We start from the raw sequence: 18,107 nt of genomic DNA, 5'->3' as shown, positions 1-18,107 counted from the left end.
GTCAGGGGTATTGCGCGCTACACTGCCCACACCCCTGCGCACGACGATTGCGCTGCTGCCAACCACGTCGCCGAACGAAAACAGTATGGATATTCGCGTCGCCTACGAACATAGTCTCGCCACGGCGCCGGAGGAGTTCATCGTTCAGGTGCCTTCGCAGCTCGTCACCGATATCCCCGCGAACGTGCCGCGCGCCCTGCTGCCTGAGTTCATCGCGAACCTGATCGTCGAACGCTCACCGGCAATCGGAAAGATTCGCAATCTCAGGATCCTCTAGCGGGCTTCTTTTCAGCGGGGATGCCTGGGTGTCGGCAGGCGTTGTGCCCATGCCTCGGCAAAACTCAGAAAAGGCTCTGTTGCCTGATATCGCGCGCTGGAGGCAATGACGGTTTCTGGCGCCGCGCGCCCGTGCGTCGGCGAATGACACGGCGTACATGGGCGATCAGCTCGAAGCTCCCGTTCGCAAAACTGAGCGTGAGCCTGAACGGCGTCAGACCATCTGGTCCGATACCGGGTTGCGCCCGCAGCGATGCACGCATGTCGAGCCGGCGGGCACGGTCCACGAGCTGCGCGCGGCTCATGCCATTCCATGCGGCCGCGATCAACCGACCAACCGCCGGAGGAACCGACTCGGGTGGACAGTCAACTGGCAACGCAAGAGATACGAGCGCGAAACGGTAAGCCATTCGGTTGACGGCGCGCGGCGCTGTGTCCGCACTTCCTGATGTACAAACATCGCGCCGCTCTCACGTGAGGCGACGCACGAAGGGACCTGAGTAATCAGTCGTAGCGGGCCGTGAATGCGGCGTTGGCCAGCATGTCAACCCGCCAGCTACGACTGGATCGCCCGTTACCCCCGTTACCCCTTACGCTGCTGCGACTGCAGGCGTGGCAGCAGCATCAGCTGCGGCCGGTGCCTTTTTGGCTGCAACCTTGCGCGGCGCCGATGCCTTTTTCGCGGGTGCTGCGGCCTTGCGCCCACGCACGCCCTTTGCAGGAGCCGCCGCTGCACGGCCAGCCTTCTTCGTGGCGACTGCCGTCTTCGCCGCCTTTTTAGCCACGACACGCTTTACGCCTGCCTTCTTCGCAGCAGCCTTTTTCGCAGCACCCTTCTTTGCAGGCGCTGCCTTTGCGTCGGCAGTCTTCGCCGTTGCACCCGCTTCAATCAGGAATTTCGAGCGATCCTTGACGTCGCGAATCCACAGCGGCGCGAGTCCCCGGCCCGACCACGTCGCACCCGTTTTCGGATCCGCGTATTTCGGCGCAACGTGATGCACGACCGCGCCCGGGGCTTTTGCTGCCGCCTTCGCCAGCGTGGTCCCAGGTTTACGACCGCGTCGTTTTGCGACAAAGCCTTCAATGTCGGCGACAGTCAGGCCGTGCTTGTGCATCAGGTCACGGATTTTGGTCAGGCCCACTGACGACTGCTTTTCGGCAATCGCCACTGCCTGCTTCTGGAGTTTTGCAATTTTCGAGTTGATTGCGTCCAGGGTAACCATTTCTATTCCTCGCTGTGGGGTTTACCGTTCATGCGATCCTGGAACTTCCCTGGCACATTTCCCAGGCACTTCGAAGTTCGGTCTGCCCGTCAGAATTGACGCATCGTCGCGGTCGTGATTATGACTTTATCAGTACGCTCGTGCAAATTGAAAGCACAGTGCGCAACGGTTTGAATGTCTCTGGAGTTCAGGAATCGGTGCACGCCCAATGTTGCCTGTGCGTCCCGCAGCGCTGTCTTTCTAGGTTTGAATGCTATTGCGCCGCAAAATGGCCTTCTCTCTACTATCCATACGTGTACCCGGTAATGTTGGTCGGGGAAGTATGGGTTTGAGTCAGCGATGGGCCTGTTCATCCCGCACGATGAATCGCGAACGCAACAAAAGCAGACTCAACGTGCGCAAGCAAACCTGGTGTCGCGCATAGGTTGTTTTATACTGCTTTCATGACGGTCGCCAGCCGCGGCGCCTTCCGTGCGCCGCTCCCAGCAAAACATGATTTAACCATGCTCCCCCCTCTTTGCTGCCTCGGCATGGGCAGCGTTGGGTCGCGTGGTGTCCTGGCGGCACGCGATTTGCAATCACCTGCCCAACGACAGATTGTTGCGCGGAGAATACACCAGATGGATGAGAGAAAACGCGAAAGCATCGTGGCCTATCTGCGACGACGGATGGCCGAATTTGGAATCGAACCGGAAGACATTGCTACTTCAATTGCAGCCGATCAGGAGCGTTTGCAGGCAGTGCGTTTCCGCGACGCTTCGGGCAACACATGGGACGGCAAAGGCGCTCCGCCACAATGGGTGGTTCAGGCAATCAGTGCCGGCCAGTCTCTTGAGCATTTCGCAATTGACGGCGCGTCGAATCGCGACCCGGGCAAACGCACCGGCGCCGACTGGCGCAATGACCCGTTTGCCGGCACCAGACTGGCAACTGTCAGTGCGGAGAGCGTTGGGGCGGCCTGAGAGCGCAATGAAAGCAGCACCCCCCGCCGTCGAACGCAGGCTTTCAGGTCGTGAAGCGACGCCTGGCATCCAGTCGACGCAACAGACCCTGACGGCCGCCGCGCCACTCAGGCAGGATCTCCAGATTGTAGTGAGCATCCGCGCGCGATCGGCCTCGCACCACGCAACGTTCGTCGCTTTGTGCAGCGTCGTTAATCCGGCCAGATCTCCACGGGCACCGGCCTGCTCCCAAGGTTTGAAGTCAACCGCAGAAATCAGGCAGGTCACGATCATGCCGACTGCTAGAATGGCTGCCTTTTTCAGGAGAGTTAAATGTCCTGGTTCATCTACGAAGTGCCCGAATACAACGAAGACGGGGCGCGCATCGAACCCTTCACCGACCTGCGTAGCCGTGTCCTGAAAGTTAGTGGGCAGGCTATGGCTGACGAACTGGAAAGCGTCCGCGAGAACGCCGCATCGACGGCGGACACGCCCTCGCGCCCGCTACGCGCCGCAGAGAATCCCCACGTATTCCCGATTCCTTACGCCGACTCAATGATCCTGGTCGGGTTTATCTTCGAACTGAAGCGCGAGTCCCGGCAACTGGTGGTGTCACCCGTGGAAATGCCCTGGCTCAACGACGCGTAGAACGCGGGACGATCGAATCCGCTCCAAAGCTGCGAGGCAGACTACCCTCCAGGCGGCGACCTCGTGCTTGAGCGCGTCTTCGATGAAGACCGCCATCTGCAGATGTGTCCGGTTCAATTCTCTGCGCAGTGCGGAGACATTTTCTTCATCCCTGGAAACTTCGACCGCATGCACGCAGTCACGCAACTGCCGGACGAAGAAGCCACACTGAGCATTTGCGCCGTCCGTCCGGTTGCGATGCGTCCTGCGCCGGGATAGCCGGGACGAGGGTCACTCGCGTCAGATGATCGAGATTACCTGTCGCCCAGGATAGCCCGGATCCTCGGATCGTATGGCACTCTCAGTGCCTCCGCGATCGTCGCTGAGGCAGCGCCGGGATGAAGAGGATTGAAAAGATAGTTGTACGAACGAGGAAGTATTGCACTCGGAACCTTGAGGAGCAGCTCCTGCCCTCCCGCCAGCCATTCGCTGCCGGCGGCCTGTGTCCAGTCCGCGTTCTCGCGCCAGTCGTCGGGGATGACGTTCGCCGTGAGTTCTGCCATCGCAACGTCCCCGGCAATCTCCACGCGCAGCAGTTGATAGTTATCTGGCAACGCCTGCGGAGACCCGAATTCGTGGTGCACCATCGTCTCAAGCAGCGCGAGCGCGGGGTTTTCCGCCAGATAGACGACCGGCTGCCCCCGATGATGCCACCGGCCGGGCGCCCTCAATCCGCCGATTCCCCGAAGGTCCGCGTAGTTGCTTATCCTCCAGAACTCCATCAGGCGAAGTATCCCTCGTCGATCTGAACCAGGGTGTCCTCAACAAGCCGTGCACCGTGCTCAGTCGATGCCATCTCGAGCGGCGTTTTCCCGGCGAATCGCTCCTTCTTTCCTCGAAGCCAGTTCATGGCCTTTTCCGGGTTTCCAAACACCGTCTCCGCCTGTGCAACGATCCTGGCGAGGCGGATGGCCTTGTCCGACTCGTCGGTCGAGAGCCGCTCGCCATTCTGACGACGATGCGAGAGCGTCCGGCGAGGAATGATGAAGAGCAGCTCGTCGGCCTTGAGTCCATGCTCGCCGAGACGGTCGATAACGTCCACGCCGACGCGCTCGGTCGCCAGCGCGGCAAGATCGCTCCCGGACCGGATGTGGGCCTGGAGCAGATCGCCCAGCAGCGAGAATTCGGTATGGCGCGGGTTGACGCGCCCAGTGGGTCGGTATTCAACAGTGGCCATGGCCTCTCCGAGCAAAATGCCCAAACAATGAAGGCATTTTGCCACAGATTGGGATATCCCGCTGAGCCGCGGCTACAGGCGGGTCTCGCAGACTCTGCCGGGGGCCGATCGGGCGCCACCGAACAGCCCCGGGAAACAGTCACACACCAACTGACCGCGTGACTTTTGCGAGCGGACCCGATACGATTACTGTATATTTATACAGTATTTATTGGGGGCACCATGGCGCTGCCGCTACTGAACGTAGAGGCGATACACCCGGATTTGTGGCGCGCCTCGCAACTGGCTTCCGCGCACGGCCGCACGGTGACGAGCGGACACGAGACGCTCGACGCGGAGTTGCCGGGCCACGGCTGGCCGACGGGGGCCCTGACCGAGGTGATCGTCCCGCAGCCGGGCTGCGGCGAACTGCGCCTGCTTAAAGCCGCGCTTGAAGCCGTCGCGACCCGGCCTGTCTTCGTTCTCCAACCTCCGCACAGACTGCAACCGGCAGCATTCACATGGTGGGGTGTGGGCGCTGAAAACATCCGCGTGCTCAAGGCAGCCACGACCGCAGACAGCCTTTGGGCAGCGGAACAGATCCTTCGTGCCGGAACCGCAGGGGCGCTGCTTTTCTGGCAGCAGCAGGTCCGCACGGAGGCGCTACGTCGCCTGCACCTCGCCGCGCAGTACGCGGATACGTTGCTGTTCCTCTTTCGTCCTGCGGCCGCGGCGAACTCGACGTCCCCCGCCCCATTGCGTATCTCGGTCGACGCGGCGCCCGACGGCGTGAACGTCTCATTCATCAAACGCCGTGGACCGCATCGCGACAAGCCCGTATTCGTTGCGCTCTCCCCTTCGCCTGTTCTCCTGAATCGTCATGCACCACTGGATCGGCGTTCCTCTGCCACGCCTGCCCATCGAGAGCTTCTGCCCAACCTGGTACATGCCGGTGTCTGACAACGGTTTCGTTGTGCTGGAAAAAGGCCGCGTGCTCGATGCCGACGCCGCCGCGCGGGCGCAGGGGGTTGTCGATGGCATGTGCCGTGGCGGCGTGCTCACGCTCGCGCCGAACGCCGATCTCAGGGAGCGTGAGCTCACACGTGAAGAGCAGACGGTACGGGGTGTCGCGTTCGCCCTGCTCCAGTTCACGCCAAACGTCGTGATCGCCGACGAGAACGTCGTTCTCGCAGATGTGACCGCCAGCCTGCGGCTTTTCGGTGGACTGCGCGCGCTTCGCCGGCGCGTGCGTCGCACGGTTGCAGACTTCGGCATGACGAGCACGGCTTCGATCGCACCGACTGCCGAGGCAACCTGGCTTATTGCGCGCGCCGGTGGTGGCGTTGCGCTCACACAGCGGTCCCTTTCGCGCACACTCAGGCGCATCCCTCTGGGCGTGCTGCCTGCCGCGAGACGTTTCGCCGAATGGTTCGATGGTTTTGGATGCACAACGATCGATGACGTGACGCGCCTGCCGCGCGCCGGACTGAAAAAGCGTTGTGGCACCGCGTTGCTCGATGCACTTGACCGCGCGAAGGGCGAGGCCCCCGAAGTCCACGAATGGCTCACGATGCCGCCCGCGTTCGATGCCCGCGTTGAGTTGCCGGACCGCATTGAGCATGTTGAAGCGGCGCTCTTCGCAGCGCGCCGGCTTACGCTGCAGATGACGGGATGGCTTGCGGCCCGCCAGCTTGCCGTCGCGCGTTTCGTTGTCTCGCTCGAGCACGAGCGCGGCCGCGATGCGATTCCCCCCACCGACGTGGAAGTCGCGCTGGGCGAGCCGACGTGGCACGAAGAACACCTCGTCCGGCTGCTGAAGGAGCGACTCTCGCGGATCGAACTCGCGGCCCCTGTCATTGCACTCAGGCTCGAAGCGAAGGACGTGCGGGGAGCCGAGGCTCCGAGCGAATCGCTGTTTCCCGAACCCGGAGGATCGCCCCAGGATCACGCGCGCCTCATGGAACTGCTCACGGCAAGGCTGGGTTCAGGCAATGTGATGAGAGCGGCACCCGTCGCCGACTTCCGCCCCGAAGTCGCCGCGCGGTGGGTGCCCGTCAGCAGCGATACCGGGCCCACACGCACCGATCTGCCGCGGGATCTACCACGCCCGGCGTGGCTTCTTGAGGTGCCCATCCAGCTCATCATGCGCGGCCATCGTCCCTTCTACGGCACACCGCTGCGGATGGTGTCGCCCGGAGAGCGGATTGAATGTGGCTGGCAGGACGGCCACATCGTGACGCGCGACTACTTCGTCGCCGAAGCCGAAAACCATCTGCACTACTGGGTATTTCGCGAGCGCGTCGGCAGTCGTGATGAGCGCGAGCCACGCTGGTTTCTTCACGGCCTGTTTGGCTGAAATGCGGGCGTTGCTGCAGGGGCGTTATTGTTGTGATCCGTTGACCCGTCGGGCGTGCGCTTTTGCGCAGAACCGCCCTCAGACATCCTATGGCCGGATCGTCATGCCGCCGCCTGATGGACGGTCCGGATCCCGTCTGCCCGACTCAGGTGAGCGGGTTGTGAGGAACGGATGACGGCTTCGAGTGGAGCGACATGCAACTGCTCCTCGTGTAACTTGACTTCCTCTCCGGGCTAAACCCCGGAGATTCCTTCTGCAAGCGCCTGAAGTCCCAGGCGGAGAATATTCCGTGCGGCGTTGGTATCGCGATGATGTACCACTCCGCAATCGCTGCACTTCCACTCTCTTATTCCAAGTCCGGCTCTACCTTTCGGACTGCCGCGCGGGATAACGCCACAGCACGAGCACGTTTGGGTTGAAAACGCTTCGCTCACCTCTGCGAACACCACGCACTGCCTGATGGCCTTGTACTTGAGTTGTGTCCGGAACATCGTCCACGCGGCATCGAGCACGGACTTCGCCATGTTCGTTTGTGCCAGCGCCTTCGCGTTCACGTTGCCGACGAAGATTGCTGCATGTTTTTTGACAAGCGCCAATGTTTCCTTGTGGATGGCGTCCTTGCGCTGATTCGCGATACGGGCATGGATAGCCTTCACCTGCCTCTTCTTGTTGGCCCTCTGTGCGATGCCAAGTGCCGCTTCAGCCTCCCTATAGAACCGCTTCGGGTTGAAGTCGTTCCCGTCGCTGTACGACGCGACCTTCTTCAGACCCATGTCGATGCCGATGGCTGCGCAGCCGTCCGGCACACGCTTCTCCTGGACCTGTAACTTGACCGAGATGTTGACGTACCAGCGACCGCGGGAGTCCTCGTTGAAACTCCCAGCCCCCAGTTCGTACTGCGCCAGCCCATAGCTATCCCACAGGCTAATTCTCAGCCCGCTGAAGCGCAGTTGCCCTCCCTTGTACTTGATGCCCTCGCCTTTGAAAGGCACCCAGCCCAGCGAGTATTTCGGGGACTTGCGGCTGCTGACGCGCCAGTTGAGGCGCTGCCGTTTGAACTGCTTGAGCCGCGTCGCATATTCCTTGCAGACCTCCTGCGTGGTGCGGGAGTCGATAGTGATGCCTTCGCACTTGCTGAAGCCCGCAGTGAGCCTCTGAAGGTCGAAGCCGGACAACCAGGCCTTCGGGCGATTGCAGTACCGCTTCAGGCTGCGGAACTGGGTTTCCGCACAGAAATTCCAGACCTGATTGACGTCGCGAGCCATCGCAAGCATCGCCTTCGCGTGCTTGTCTTTGATCCGCAGCTTCAGTGTCCTCATGGCTTCCATTTCTGCATGATAAGCTTGGTCTACGAAACTACGCAAGACGGGAAATGGGACGACCACGTAAGACAGATAGCGAATTACGGCACGGACGACACTGTGTATTTGCGCTGCACGTCCACTTGGTATTCGTTACAAAATATCGGCGCAACGTGTTCAAGGAAGAGCACCTGGACGCCATGCAGCAGATACTCGCGAACGTCTGCGCCGACTTCGAAGCACAGCTAGTCGAATTTAACGGCGAGCATGACCACGTTCACCTGTTGGTGACCTATCCACCGAAGGTCGCGCTATCCACGCTCGTCGCATCGCTTAAAGGCGTGTCCTCGCGTATGCTTAGGCAGCAGTTTGGCGACTTCCATCCGTGGCTCAAGCGGCGAGGCGTGTTGTGGTCCCCGTCCTATTTCGCCTCGTCGTGCGGCGGAGCACCGCTGGATATCCTGCGACAATACATCGAGCAGCAGCAGGCCCCGCACTAACCCCCAAATTCCCTGCTTACCCCGGACTAAACTCCGGGGCTTGCGCAGGTGCCTTGGTCAGCAGTTCTGCGAACAGTTCGAAGGTTGCCGGATCGATACCCCAGATGCCAGACACCAGCGCCGCGCGCAGGCTGCGCTCGAGCGCGTCGTGCGCTTCGGTCAAGCCCTCGATGCGCGCCCGGCCATACCCCGCGTCAAAGAGGTGTGATGTACTGACGATGGCCTGTGCCATCGTCACGAAATGCGCAAGATCGCCGCGCTGCAGCCGGAGGCTGGAAAGCGTGATGTGGTACGCGATCATCCGCTGACGCACCGCACTCTCCGGGAGGGGAAGCAAACGAACAGCCAATGGAATACCGCAGCGGCGCTTCGAAGCGCCTCGCCTGGTTCGGGCCATGACAGGGAAGGATTAAGGATGCTTTCCTTCGATAACGGCAGGATTGTTGTCGCGCTTCAATCCGCTCGCTGCCCCACAAAGCCGATCCACGACAGAAGCTGCCTCAGGACGTCGGCCTACTGGTCACGATGGCAGCCACCCCGCAGGCATTCCAGAACCAGAGCGCTTCCATGTCGTCAGCAACGCTTTCCGGCTACTCGTTATCCGGAAATCCGCTATCGGAAATCTGGTGCCTGCAGGACTCCGTCGACAGAAGCCGGGGCGGCTCAAGAACGATGCCCCACGCGGTCAGCAGACCATCAAAAGACAGCTGGCCCGACTGCGCCCGGGGCGCGGGCAACGCGACTCCGGTCGCCCGATAGTGAACGCGGTCCTTCGCGCTTGCACCTGAACGCACGATGCGCTCAAGCGCCCCGTTGCGCAGCGCGTACTGCACAGCATCGGAAGCCGTGCGGGACTTCATCAGTCCGGACGCCACAATCTCGCTCACCGTCGCGCTTGCGCGTTCGCGAAACCACGCGAGGAGTACCTCAGCGTTGTCGTGCATGCTCATGCTCGACCCTCCCTGCGCGCGGGGCTTTGCCGCGCGATATGTGTAGTGGTTGTCAATCCCGTGTCTGGCCCGTCAGCCCGGACCATGCAATGCCACGCTCATGCACCTGCAAACCGTCATGCGTCTTTCTGTTCATCGAAGGGTACGTGTTCGCCCGTCGACGACTGCTTGCCAAGCTTGCTTTCATTTTCCATCGCGTCCTGCCACGCGAGCATGGCGTTCGCGACAGCGTCCTTCTCGCCGCTGAAGGACAGCACTGTCTCCCCGCACGACGGACAGATCCCGCCGAATGCAGCCTGGATACCTGCCATGTTTCGCGTGTCGAGCGCGTCAAAATCGCTGAAGCCGGTCTTGCATGCGCCGCACACCAGCTTTTCCGGGCGCAACGCATCTATCTTCGCCTTTGCCTGCGCGATGCGTTGCTGCTGCGTGCCGCGCTGTTTTGCCTGTCCCATCGTTTGCTCCATGTGCTGTGAACCGGTCGTGGCCGGATTTTCCGCGATGTTAGCCCGCCAGAGTCCGGTTCATTCCGGGAAAGGCCGATATTTTGGCCAGCCAGCCGGTTTGCGCTAGAATAATACTGTATAAATATACAGTATCGAGGGCGGAAAGACGGAATCAGGGCGTCCGGGTCCAATGGATCAGGTGCCGGCTGGGCCGCGCGCGCAATTTATGCCTGCACCTGACCTTGGCGGACTGCCGGCGTATGCCGAGCTCCATTGTGCGTCGAATTTCTCCTTCCTCCGCGGTGCCTCACACGCCGACGACATCGCCGCGCGTGCGGCGCAACTGGGCTATGCAGCAATCGCCGTCACGGATGAGTGCTCGCTGGCCGGGGTCGTGCGCGCGCACGTCGAAGCGAAAACCGCGGGTATCCCGTTCATCGTGGGGGCCGAGTTTGCGCTGACGAATGCTGACGGCTCGCACACCTTGCGCTTTACCGCCCTGGCCATGACGCGGGAGGGCTACGGCAATCTCAGCGAGCTGATCACGCTCGCGCGCATGCGCGCGGACAAGGGTAGCTACCGGCTCGCCACACGCGACCTGGATCACCCGGAAGCTTCTCACGGACACCTGAAGGGACTGCCGGACTGCATGGCGATCCTCATCCCGGAGTACCCGGCGAATGAGACGCGCCTTGATGCGCAACTCGAATGGTTCGCAGCGACGTTCGGCGAGCGCGCGCGGATCGCACTGACGCTTCATGCCCGCGCGATGGACGACCTTCACCGCGGCGCGATCGAGCGGGCTGCTGCACGCCATGCCGTGCCCGTGGTGGCCACCGGCGCGCCGGTCATGCACGTTCGATCGCGCAAGCCGCTTCAGGACGTGCTGACTGCAATCCGTCTCCGGCGGCCGGTTGCCGAGTGCGGCTATGACCTCGCGCCCAACGCCGAACAGCATCTGCGTTCGAGATTACGTCTGGCCAATCTTTATCCGGCACGTGCGCTCGCCGAGACGGTCGAGATTGCGCGTCGCTGCACGTTCTCTCTCGACGAGCTCCGCTACGAATATCCGGACGAACTTGTGCCCGAAGGCTTCACGCCCGAGGCCTACCTGCGCCAGGAAACCTACATTGGCGCGCACCGGCGCTGGCCAGCGGGCATTCCGCACAAGGTACAGGCGCAGATCGAGCACGAACTCGCGCTCATCGCGGACCTGAAGTACGAGCCTTACTTTCTGACGGTCTACGACATCGTGCGCTTCGCACGCAACGAGGGGATCCTCTGCCAGGGACGCGGCTCGGCAGCGAATTCTGCCGTTTGCTACTGCCTGGGCGTCACAGAGGTGGACCCGGCACGCTCGTCGATGCTGTTCGAGCGCTTCATCAGCAAGGAGCGGGGTGAGCCGCCAGACATTGACGTCGACTTTGAGCACCAGCGGCGTGAGGAAGTCGTCCAGTACATCTATCGCAAGTACGGGCGCGAGCGCGCTGCGTTGACGGCTGCCGTCACAACCTATCGCCCGCGCAGTGCGCTGCGTGAGTCGGGCAAAGCGCTCGGCGTTGACCTGGCCATCGTCGATCGGGTTGCGAAGGCCCATCACTGGTTCGACTCGAAGGAAGACCTGCTCAGCCGCTTTGAGGAAGCGGGCCTCGATCCACAGGCGCCGCTCATTGTTCAGTGGGCCGATTTCGCCACGCTGCTCCTTGGCTTTCCGCGTCATCTATCGCAGCACAGCGGCGGGTTCGTCATCAGCCGGGGGAAGCTCTCGCGCCTGGTGCCCATCGAGAACGCCGCGATGGTTGACAGGTCAATCATCCAGTGGGACAAGGACGACATCGAAGCTCTCGGGCTGCTCAAGATTGACGTCCTCGCACTCGGCATGCTGTCGGCCGTGCGCCGCGCACTCGACCTGATTTCGGAAAAACGCGGCGAGGTGTTCGAGCTTCAGGACATCCCTGCCGAGGATCCTTCGACCTACGAAATGATCTGCCGAGCGGACACGGTGGGCGTATTCCAGATCGAGTCCCGTGCGCAGATGAGCATGCTGCCTCGACTGCAGCCGCGCCAGTTTTACGACCTTGTGATCGAAGTGGCGATCGTGCGCCCCGGTCCGGTCCAGGGCGGGATGGTCCACCCATACCTGCGCCGGCGCCAGGGGATCGAGCCGGTGACGTTCCCGAGTCCGCAGATGGAGCAGGCCCTCGCCCGTACGCTGGGCGTGCCAATCTTCCAGGAGCAGGTCATGCAGGTTGCAATGCTTGCGGCGGGCTTTTCTGCGGGGGAGGCCGACCAGTTGCGCCGTGCGATGGCTGCGTGGCGTCGCAAGGGAGGACTCGGCGTCTACTACGACCGCATCGTCAACGGCATGCTCGAACGCGGTTACGAGCGCGAGTTTGCTGAACAGATCTTTGCCCAGATCCAGGGCTTCGGCGAATACGGATTTCCGGAAAGCCACGCGGCCAGTTTCGCGTTGATGGTCTACGCGAGCGCCTGGCTGAAGTGCCACGAGCCAACGGTGTTCGCGTGCGCGCTGCTCAACTCCCAGCCGATGGGATTCTATTCGCCGTCGCAGCTTGTCCAGGATGCAAAACGGCATGGAGTGCGTGTTCTGCCCGTCGACGTCACCGTGAGCAACTGGGATTGCGCGATTGAAGGTCCCGCGACGCGCGATCCATTGCGGTTAGGCATGTCGCTTGTTCGGGGCATGAAGGTAGACGCGGCAGCGCGCATTGAGATGGCTCGTGCGGTCCGGCCATTCCACGACGTCTCCGATCTCGCGCGCCGCGCGCAACTCGACCGGCGCGATCTCGAAGTACTCGCCGCCGCGAACGCCCTGCTCTCTCTTGCGGGACAGCGGCGCGCAGCACTCTGGCAGGCCGTTGCGGCAGTCCCCGATCGTGACCTGTTGCGCGGCGCCACCGACGACGACGAAACGCCTGAGCTTGCCCCAATGAGCGAAGGTCAGGAGATCGTGAGCGACTACCGTTCGACGGGTCTCACGCTTGGCCGTCATCCGCTCGCCCTGCTCCGCCCTCGCCTCGCAAAGATGCGGCTCGTGCCTTCAGATGTACTCATGCGCTATCGCAATGGTCAACTGGCGCGCATGCGGCATCGTCACTGTCCGGCAGCGCCCAGGCACGGCGAAAGGCGTGATGTTCATGACGCTGGAAGACGAGGCCGGCAGCGTGAATATCATCGTCTGGCAGTCAGTGCTGGAGAAGTTCCGCCGCGAGGCGCTCGGCTCGTCGTTGCTCGCGGTCTATGGCGTGTGGCAGCGTGAGGGTGAAGTACGGCATCTCGTGGCAAACCGCCTCGTTGACGTTACCCAGCTGCTTGGCGAGCTTCCAACCGTGAGTCGTGACTTCTGCTAGCGGAGAACACTCGATGAACATCCATGTGGGCATCGCGCCATATCAGGGAACTGGATGCCGCGCGAGGTTGCGTCGGCTAAGATGAACGCTTAGCAAGGGTACGGAGTGACCCATGTGCACAATGACGCGGCCGCGCGCCGCGCCGTCGCAATAGTCACGACCATGCAAGTGACTAGTACCTTCATGATCCTATCCCTATTTTTGACATTAGCGTAGACGCAAATCTCGTGCGCAAGGAATGCGTCACCGCGCGGTTCGACAATTACCCGGTGAAATGCATTTTCAGTTTCGCTGACAAGACCGCTATTAAAGCAGCACACATCGACTAGAAAGCCGTATCCGTTTGTCCCGGCAATAGTCATCTCACGGCTCGCTGGTTGCCAGTTTCAACTTACCCGCAGTCAGGCTGCTTTACACGGTGACGACTGCCACTGGTAGCAGAGAAGCTACAGCATCAAGGGCCAGTGTCCCGACGGGAGCAGGCTGTCGCCTGCGCTGGGGTTTCAAAGGGGCTCGCCCCTTTGGCACGTGATATTTTGCGCAGCGCGTAGCGTTGCGTAAACATATCCGACGTGCCTCGCCGCCGAATCATCCCTGCCTTGCATTGCGCCAACCGTAGTCCAAAGTGCGCAAAACGACGCCAAACGACTCGACACCACGCCATGCGAACGCACGGCCCACACCAAACCGGTTGAACTGTGCGCCAAACCACGCTAATCTCAAACCAAGTCTAGAAAGGCTAGGAAAAGCAAAGCTAGGAAAATCCACTGTGAATGCCAAGGAATACCTCTCGCGCATCACGCCTGCCGCGCAACGCTCCTCGCTATCGCCGTTTCACGCAGACATTCTCGAACTGCGCGCAGCTGGCTGCACTCTCGCCCAGATCACCGAATTCCTGCGTCTCAACAACCTCGCCGTCACGTTCTCCACAGTGGGCAGGTATCTGCGCAAGTACGCCAGTCCGACCCCCGCCTCTGACGCGCCAGGCACCTCGCCCCCATGCCCAGCCAATGCGCACGGCAGCGTCGTGCCATCCGGTGTGCCCTCGGTATCCGTCACCCTTCCGTCCCCCGTCGATGGCATCAAATCCATCGAGCAGTTGCGAGCTGAGCATCCGACTACGCCTCCAATGCAACTCTCGAAACTCTACGCCCAGCAGTACGACCGCCCAGCGCTCACAGCCGAAATCATCGATGACCTGAAACGCCGGTTTCCCCACCATACAAAGGCCTGACCGTATCGTTCCGCCACGCTAGATCGGGTCTGGATGTACCGCACGACTCCACAGCAATCCGCGCAGGCCCAAAACCGCGCCGGGAAAATGGGGCGCGGCATGTCTGCTTGATTCAACCCCATCTGGTTGCGCGCACAACAAAAACCGCCCGGACCTGCGCCCGGGCGGGTGTGTGGGATTACCTGTGATGGCCCGTATGCCCGTCAATCGATGCCGACTTCCTCCTCGCCACATGCCGACTGCGCGTCGGACACCTCGTTTGAAGCGGCTTCTGCATTATCGTTTCCTTCATCGTCCTCGCGCCATCCGTACGTCATGCGGTCCGGGACCGCGCGATTGCGCAACACTTCCGGCAACCACCCCGAATCGATCATGCGCCGTTCTGCCGCCGCAGCAGCTTCCCCCTTCTTCAACCCGCGTAGTTCGCCCGCTACCTGCGGCGATACGCTTTCTCCGACCACCGCCACAATCCGGTCTTTCGGCACGTGCTCGAAGTAGCCCGCGCGTGTTGGCTTCCAGTAACGCGTGAAATCCACAGCCAGCGTATTGGCGACTTCGTTCACCGGATGCGGACGATCCGCCACACAGATCCCATCCACGGTGGCCGCGACGCAAAAAGCAAAGAGATTCGACATCACGTCCGTGTCCTGTTGCAGCAACCAAGACAGCAGTTCGTCTGCACGTCGGGGCAACATCCGCGCCCACTTTGTGCGGTCCGCTTCCAGTTCCTTCCAGGCCACGCTCTCGGCCATGTCGTCGGCACTGGACACCAGCGCATCCCGCGTCGAGCGCACATCGATCTGTACCGCATGGTCAATGTGCGTCCGTGTGTACAGGTCATCGAACACAACAGGAATCATGCGCTGCATCAGCACGGCCAGCGCTACGCCGGGTTGCAGCGCAAGCTCGACCTGAACGGCGGCAGTGCGATGCGCTGTCAACCGCTTGCACAGCTTTCATTTCGTGCGCTACCAGATTCTGCATGAGGCCGGTCTCGGCATGGTAGCCGCGAGCGTTTCCACGCCGGTCGGCGCCTTCTTGCGGACGTTCAGTGGTGAGAGGGTCAACTTCGAATAGGCGACGTACTGTCTTTGCACTGTATCGGCGCAAATGGCAACGACTTCAGACGCTTGCTTTCCCATGAGATTAATCTCCGGTGTGAGCCACAGCAGAATGCCGGGCAACACTTAAAATATAGGTGCTAAACACCTATTAATCAAGCATACCCCATTAAATAAATATCATATCATCTTGAAATAAAGGTTTTTTAGACCTATTATTGAATCGTTGCCCGGCGCTCTGCTGTGGCTCAAACCCGGAGATAAACCGTGAGTACTCCTGATTTAAAGATTACGTCCACTATCATTCCCGAAGAACTACGCCTTAACGTCTTGCCTCGCTACCTCGGTGGCCACTACCTGAGCGGTGAAATGATGGTCTATGACTGGGCCGCTCGGCTGTGCCCCAGATATCAAGGCGGCTATTGGAATTTCTTCGCCCTTTCCAACGGCGGCTTCTACATGGCTCCAGAGGGAATGGAGCGCATCCATGTGCGCTGGCATCTGAACGGATACAGCGACACGATGGGTGCCGATGCCTTCGGCATCACCGTCACGCTCTTCGCACTTTGTCACCTCGCAGAAAAGACGCTCGACGACGCAATCATCGAACGCTTCCAACAGTTGCGCGAGTTTGCGACGCACCACGTGGAAGCCGCCAATATCCTGCGCGCAATCGATTAACTGAGCGGCCCCGGCCTTGGGGGCCGGGGCTGCTCTCCTCTTTTGGGGAACACTATGAACACTCTAGCCAGCCGCTTCAGCCGCAACGCTGTTGTGCTTCACTCGAACAGTCCGCTCACAAATGACCAGATCGCGGAGGTCGCACCTTCCATCCTCGCCAACTCCGCGCACGAGAGCCGTTCGACTCGCTACAGCTACATCCCCACCATTGATGTGCTCGATGCGTTGAGGAAGGAAGGCTTCCAGCCCTTTATGGTTTGCCAGACACGCGTGCGCAACGAGGAGATGCGGACCTACACGAAGCACATGCTCCGCCTGCGCCACGCGGAGCAGATCAACGGTCCTGAGGCACACGAAGTCATCCTCCTAAACAGCCACAACGTATGCGCAAGCCAAGAGCGATTTCCCGATACTCTCAGGATGCTTTAAAACGGCCATCAACACGAACACGGCGCGAGGATCTCGGCGATGACGGCAAGACGAACCACCATCCGGCAACTGGCACTGACCGAGGTCGCTAACCGCGACACTCCAGGTGCGGCGGCGGTCAGCATCACCACGCCCAAGGGCGGCACCATCTATCACACGGTCCCGCTCGCAGACCCCGACACCGGCAAGCGGCGCGACGCCCGTCCGCAGTGGATCGCAGACACCTTCCCTCTCTTTCCTGTTGTCCGGCTCGCTGACGGTGCGCCGTGGGCCGAGGCGAACGTCTGGCTCATCGATATGATGGAGTCGAAGTCGTCGCCCAACATGCTCACGTTCGCCAGCATCGCAGACGACCTGGTGGCGTTCCGTCGTTATCTGGATGACGAGGGCGTCGACTGGCTGACGTTCCCCGCGAACAAGCGGCAACGTCCGACCTACCGCTACAGCGCCTCGATCAGGCTGGCCGTGCAGGCAGGCGAACTGTCTGCGGGCGTTGCCAGGCGTCGTATGGGCGCTGTGTTGCGCTTCTATCGCTGGCTCATGACCGAGGCAGGCTTCAGGCCTGCGAACGCGCCGTGGGTCGAATCTGACCGGCTCATCGAGTTCAGGGACCAGAAGGGCTTCAGCAGCGTAATCGCGGTCAAGACCACCGATCTGTCGATCAGCGGTCGGCGCGCAGACGACCCGTGGGACGATCACATTCAGGACGGCGGCCGCCTGCGCCCACTGCCCTCGTCAGAGCAGTCGGTGCTGCTCGAATCGTTAGCCGCTCTGGGCAACACCGAGATGACGCTCGTTCATCTGTTCGCGCTGTTGACAGGCGCTCGCATCCAGACAGTACTGACCGTGCGTGCGAAACACGTGATGCGCAAGCCAGGCGAGTTTCAGGGCGACGACATCCGGCTCGCCTGCGGGCCCAGTACGGGCATCGACACGAAGGGCGGTGTCAAGGGCGTGTTGCACCTGCCGCGCGGTTTCTACGAGCGGCTGTACGTCTACGTGCACAGCGATCGTGCTCGCAGGCGTCGCCAGCTGGCAGACGGCGGCGATCACTTCGACCAGCCGCTCTTTCTGAGCCATCGAGGTGCGCCGCTCTACGAGGACCGCGAGTCGCGCGCCCCGCTCAGCACTGGCCCGCGCGTGCGCCGTCACGTCAAGACCGGGCAGGCAGTGCGCCAGTTCATCAGGGACGAACTGTTGCCCATGATGCGCGTGCAGCTCGGCAACCCCAGGTACGCGTTCAGCTTCCACGACCTGCGCGCGACCTTCGGGTTGAACATGGTCGACGCGATGACAGCGAATGAGACGAAGTACACACGGGCGCTCGATCAGTTGCGACAGTTGATGTGGCACGTACAACCATCTACGACCGAGCGCTACCTCGCTTACCGCGAGAATCGCAAGCTGTTCGACGCTGTGCAGGATGGCTGGGGCGCGCACCTGTCGACGCTGGTCACACGCACGCTCGACACGGTGGTGACAGTATGAACCGCCT

The 18,107-nt window shown here is 61.4% G+C and carries 18 protein-coding genes and 2 pseudogenes; 11 read left to right on the top strand and 9 right to left on the bottom strand.

Annotation, left to right across the window (positions count from 1 at the left end; translation table 11 throughout):
• Window positions 1–85: 85 nt before the first annotated feature.
• On the top strand, window positions 86–277 hold the full coding sequence (locus tag U5A52_RS34350) for a hypothetical protein (RefSeq protein WP_321938441.1): 192 nt from the start codon (window positions 86–88) through the stop codon (window positions 275–277).
• Between the two features lie 64 nt (window positions 278–341).
• Here U5A52_RS34350 and U5A52_RS34345 read toward each other — a convergent pair whose 3' ends face one another.
• Window positions 342–581, bottom strand: a complete 240-nt coding sequence (locus U5A52_RS34345) for a hypothetical protein (protein WP_246282576.1) — start codon at window positions 579–581, stop codon at window positions 342–344.
• Between the two features lie 285 nt (window positions 582–866).
• Window positions 867–1,445, bottom strand: a complete 579-nt coding sequence (locus U5A52_RS34340) for an H-NS histone family protein (protein ID WP_415774092.1) — start codon at window positions 1,443–1,445, stop codon at window positions 867–869.
• 674 nt (window positions 1,446–2,119) lie between these two features.
• Here U5A52_RS34340 and U5A52_RS34335 point away from each other — a divergent pair.
• Window positions 2,120–2,461, top strand: a complete 342-nt coding sequence (locus tag U5A52_RS34335; RefSeq protein ID WP_415774091.1) for an H-NS family nucleoid-associated regulatory protein — start codon at window positions 2,120–2,122, stop codon at window positions 2,459–2,461.
• A 312-nt stretch (window positions 2,462–2,773) separates the two neighbouring features.
• Entirely contained in the window at window positions 2,774–3,088 is a 315-nt protein-coding gene (locus tag U5A52_RS34330) for a helicase (protein ID WP_321938398.1), read from the top strand.
• 293 nt (window positions 3,089–3,381) lie between these two features.
• Here U5A52_RS34330 and U5A52_RS34325 read toward each other — a convergent pair whose 3' ends face one another.
• Entirely contained in the window at window positions 3,382–3,852 is a 471-nt protein-coding gene (locus U5A52_RS34325) for an RES family NAD+ phosphorylase (RefSeq protein ID WP_321938438.1), read from the bottom strand.
• Window positions 3,849–4,304: an antitoxin Xre/MbcA/ParS toxin-binding domain-containing protein gene (locus U5A52_RS34320; RefSeq protein WP_110388253.1), complete on the bottom strand. Its 456-nt coding sequence runs from the start codon at window positions 4,302–4,304 to the stop codon at window positions 3,849–3,851. The genes U5A52_RS34325 and U5A52_RS34320 overlap by 4 nt, the downstream gene beginning before the upstream one ends.
• 222 nt (window positions 4,305–4,526) lie before the next feature.
• Here U5A52_RS34320 and imuA point away from each other — a divergent pair, with 222 nt between their 5' ends.
• Both imuA and U5A52_RS34310 read left to right on the top strand, forming a co-directional pair.
• On the top strand, window positions 4,527–5,243 hold the full coding sequence (gene imuA / locus U5A52_RS34315; RefSeq protein WP_321938396.1) for a translesion DNA synthesis-associated protein ImuA: 717 nt from the start codon (window positions 4,527–4,529) through the stop codon (window positions 5,241–5,243).
• The gene (locus tag U5A52_RS34310; RefSeq protein WP_321938436.1) at window positions 5,230–6,639 is read left to right on the top strand and encodes a DNA polymerase Y family protein; all 1,410 of its coding nucleotides are present in this window, start codon (window positions 5,230–5,232) and stop codon (window positions 6,637–6,639) included. Before imuA ends, U5A52_RS34310 begins: the two co-directional genes overlap by 14 nt.
• A 233-nt stretch (window positions 6,640–6,872) precedes the next feature.
• Here U5A52_RS34310 and U5A52_RS34305 read toward each other — a convergent pair whose 3' ends face one another.
• Window positions 6,873–7,958 (bottom strand): transposase, encoded by a 1,086-nt coding sequence (locus tag U5A52_RS34305; protein ID WP_321938395.1) that lies wholly within the window; start codon window positions 7,956–7,958, stop codon window positions 6,873–6,875.
• 53 nt (window positions 7,959–8,011) lie between these two features.
• On the opposite strand from U5A52_RS34305, the gene tnpA reads away from it, so the two are divergent.
• Window positions 8,012–8,440 (top strand): IS200/IS605 family transposase, encoded by a 429-nt coding sequence (gene tnpA / locus U5A52_RS34300; RefSeq protein ID WP_321938393.1) that lies wholly within the window; start codon window positions 8,012–8,014, stop codon window positions 8,438–8,440.
• A gap of 16 nt (window positions 8,441–8,456) precedes the next feature.
• Here the strand turns inward: tnpA and U5A52_RS34295 are convergent, their stop codons facing one another.
• The 3 genes from U5A52_RS34295 to U5A52_RS34285 all read right to left on the bottom strand — a co-directional run bounded on the left by U5A52_RS34295 (window position 8,457) and on the right by U5A52_RS34285 (window position 9,845).
• Window positions 8,457–8,741, bottom strand: a complete 285-nt coding sequence (locus U5A52_RS34295) for a hypothetical protein (protein WP_321938391.1) — start codon at window positions 8,739–8,741, stop codon at window positions 8,457–8,459.
• 289 nt (window positions 8,742–9,030) lie between these two features.
• Window positions 9,031–9,390 (bottom strand): hypothetical protein, encoded by a 360-nt coding sequence (locus tag U5A52_RS34290; protein ID WP_321938390.1) that lies wholly within the window; start codon window positions 9,388–9,390, stop codon window positions 9,031–9,033.
• Window positions 9,391–9,506: 116 nt separating this feature from the next.
• Window positions 9,507–9,845 carry a hypothetical protein gene (locus tag U5A52_RS34285; RefSeq protein ID WP_321938434.1) on the bottom strand — a complete coding sequence of 113 codons (339 nt, stop codon included), beginning with the start codon at window positions 9,843–9,845 and terminating at the stop codon, window positions 9,507–9,509.
• A gap of 217 nt (window positions 9,846–10,062) precedes the next feature.
• Between U5A52_RS34285 and U5A52_RS34280 the strand changes: the two are divergent.
• Together U5A52_RS34280 and U5A52_RS34275 are read left to right on the top strand one after the other, a co-directional pair.
• Window positions 10,063–13,207 (top strand): annotated as a pseudogene (locus U5A52_RS34280) (error-prone DNA polymerase).
• 769 nt (window positions 13,208–13,976) lie between these two features.
• On the top strand, window positions 13,977–14,441 hold the full coding sequence (locus U5A52_RS34275) for a hypothetical protein (protein ID WP_321917299.1): 465 nt from the start codon (window positions 13,977–13,979) through the stop codon (window positions 14,439–14,441).
• Window positions 14,442–14,644: 203 nt separating this feature from the next.
• Here U5A52_RS34275 and U5A52_RS34270 read toward each other — a convergent pair whose 3' ends face one another.
• Window positions 14,645–15,382, bottom strand: coding sequence for a hypothetical protein (locus U5A52_RS34270; protein ID WP_321938388.1), 738 nt, complete (start codon window positions 15,380–15,382; stop codon window positions 14,645–14,647).
• 387 nt (window positions 15,383–15,769) lie between these two features.
• On the opposite strand from U5A52_RS34270, the gene U5A52_RS34265 reads away from it, so the two are divergent.
• The 3 genes and pseudogenes from U5A52_RS34265 (at window position 15,770) to U5A52_RS34255 (ending at window position 18,100) form a co-directional block, all read left to right on the top strand.
• Window positions 15,770–16,183 (top strand): antirestriction protein, encoded by a 414-nt coding sequence (locus tag U5A52_RS34265; RefSeq protein ID WP_321938386.1) that lies wholly within the window; start codon window positions 15,770–15,772, stop codon window positions 16,181–16,183.
• Between the two features lie 54 nt (window positions 16,184–16,237).
• Window positions 16,238–16,609: pseudogene (locus tag U5A52_RS34260) on the top strand (DUF932 domain-containing protein); the annotation flags it as partial.
• Window positions 16,610–16,651: 42 nt separating this feature from the next.
• A complete protein-coding gene (locus U5A52_RS34255; protein ID WP_321938385.1) occupies window positions 16,652–18,100 on the top strand; it encodes a site-specific integrase in 1,449 nt (482 codons plus the stop codon).
• The last annotated feature ends 7 nt before the right edge of the window (window positions 18,101–18,107 follow it).

Origin of the sequence: Paraburkholderia sp. J8-2 (assembly GCF_905220195.1) — a bacterium.
Taxonomy (GTDB): domain Bacteria; phylum Pseudomonadota; class Gammaproteobacteria; order Burkholderiales; family Burkholderiaceae; genus Paraburkholderia.
Note: the sequence above shows the minus strand (reverse complement) of the source record. Positions and strands in the feature narration are given on the sequence as shown.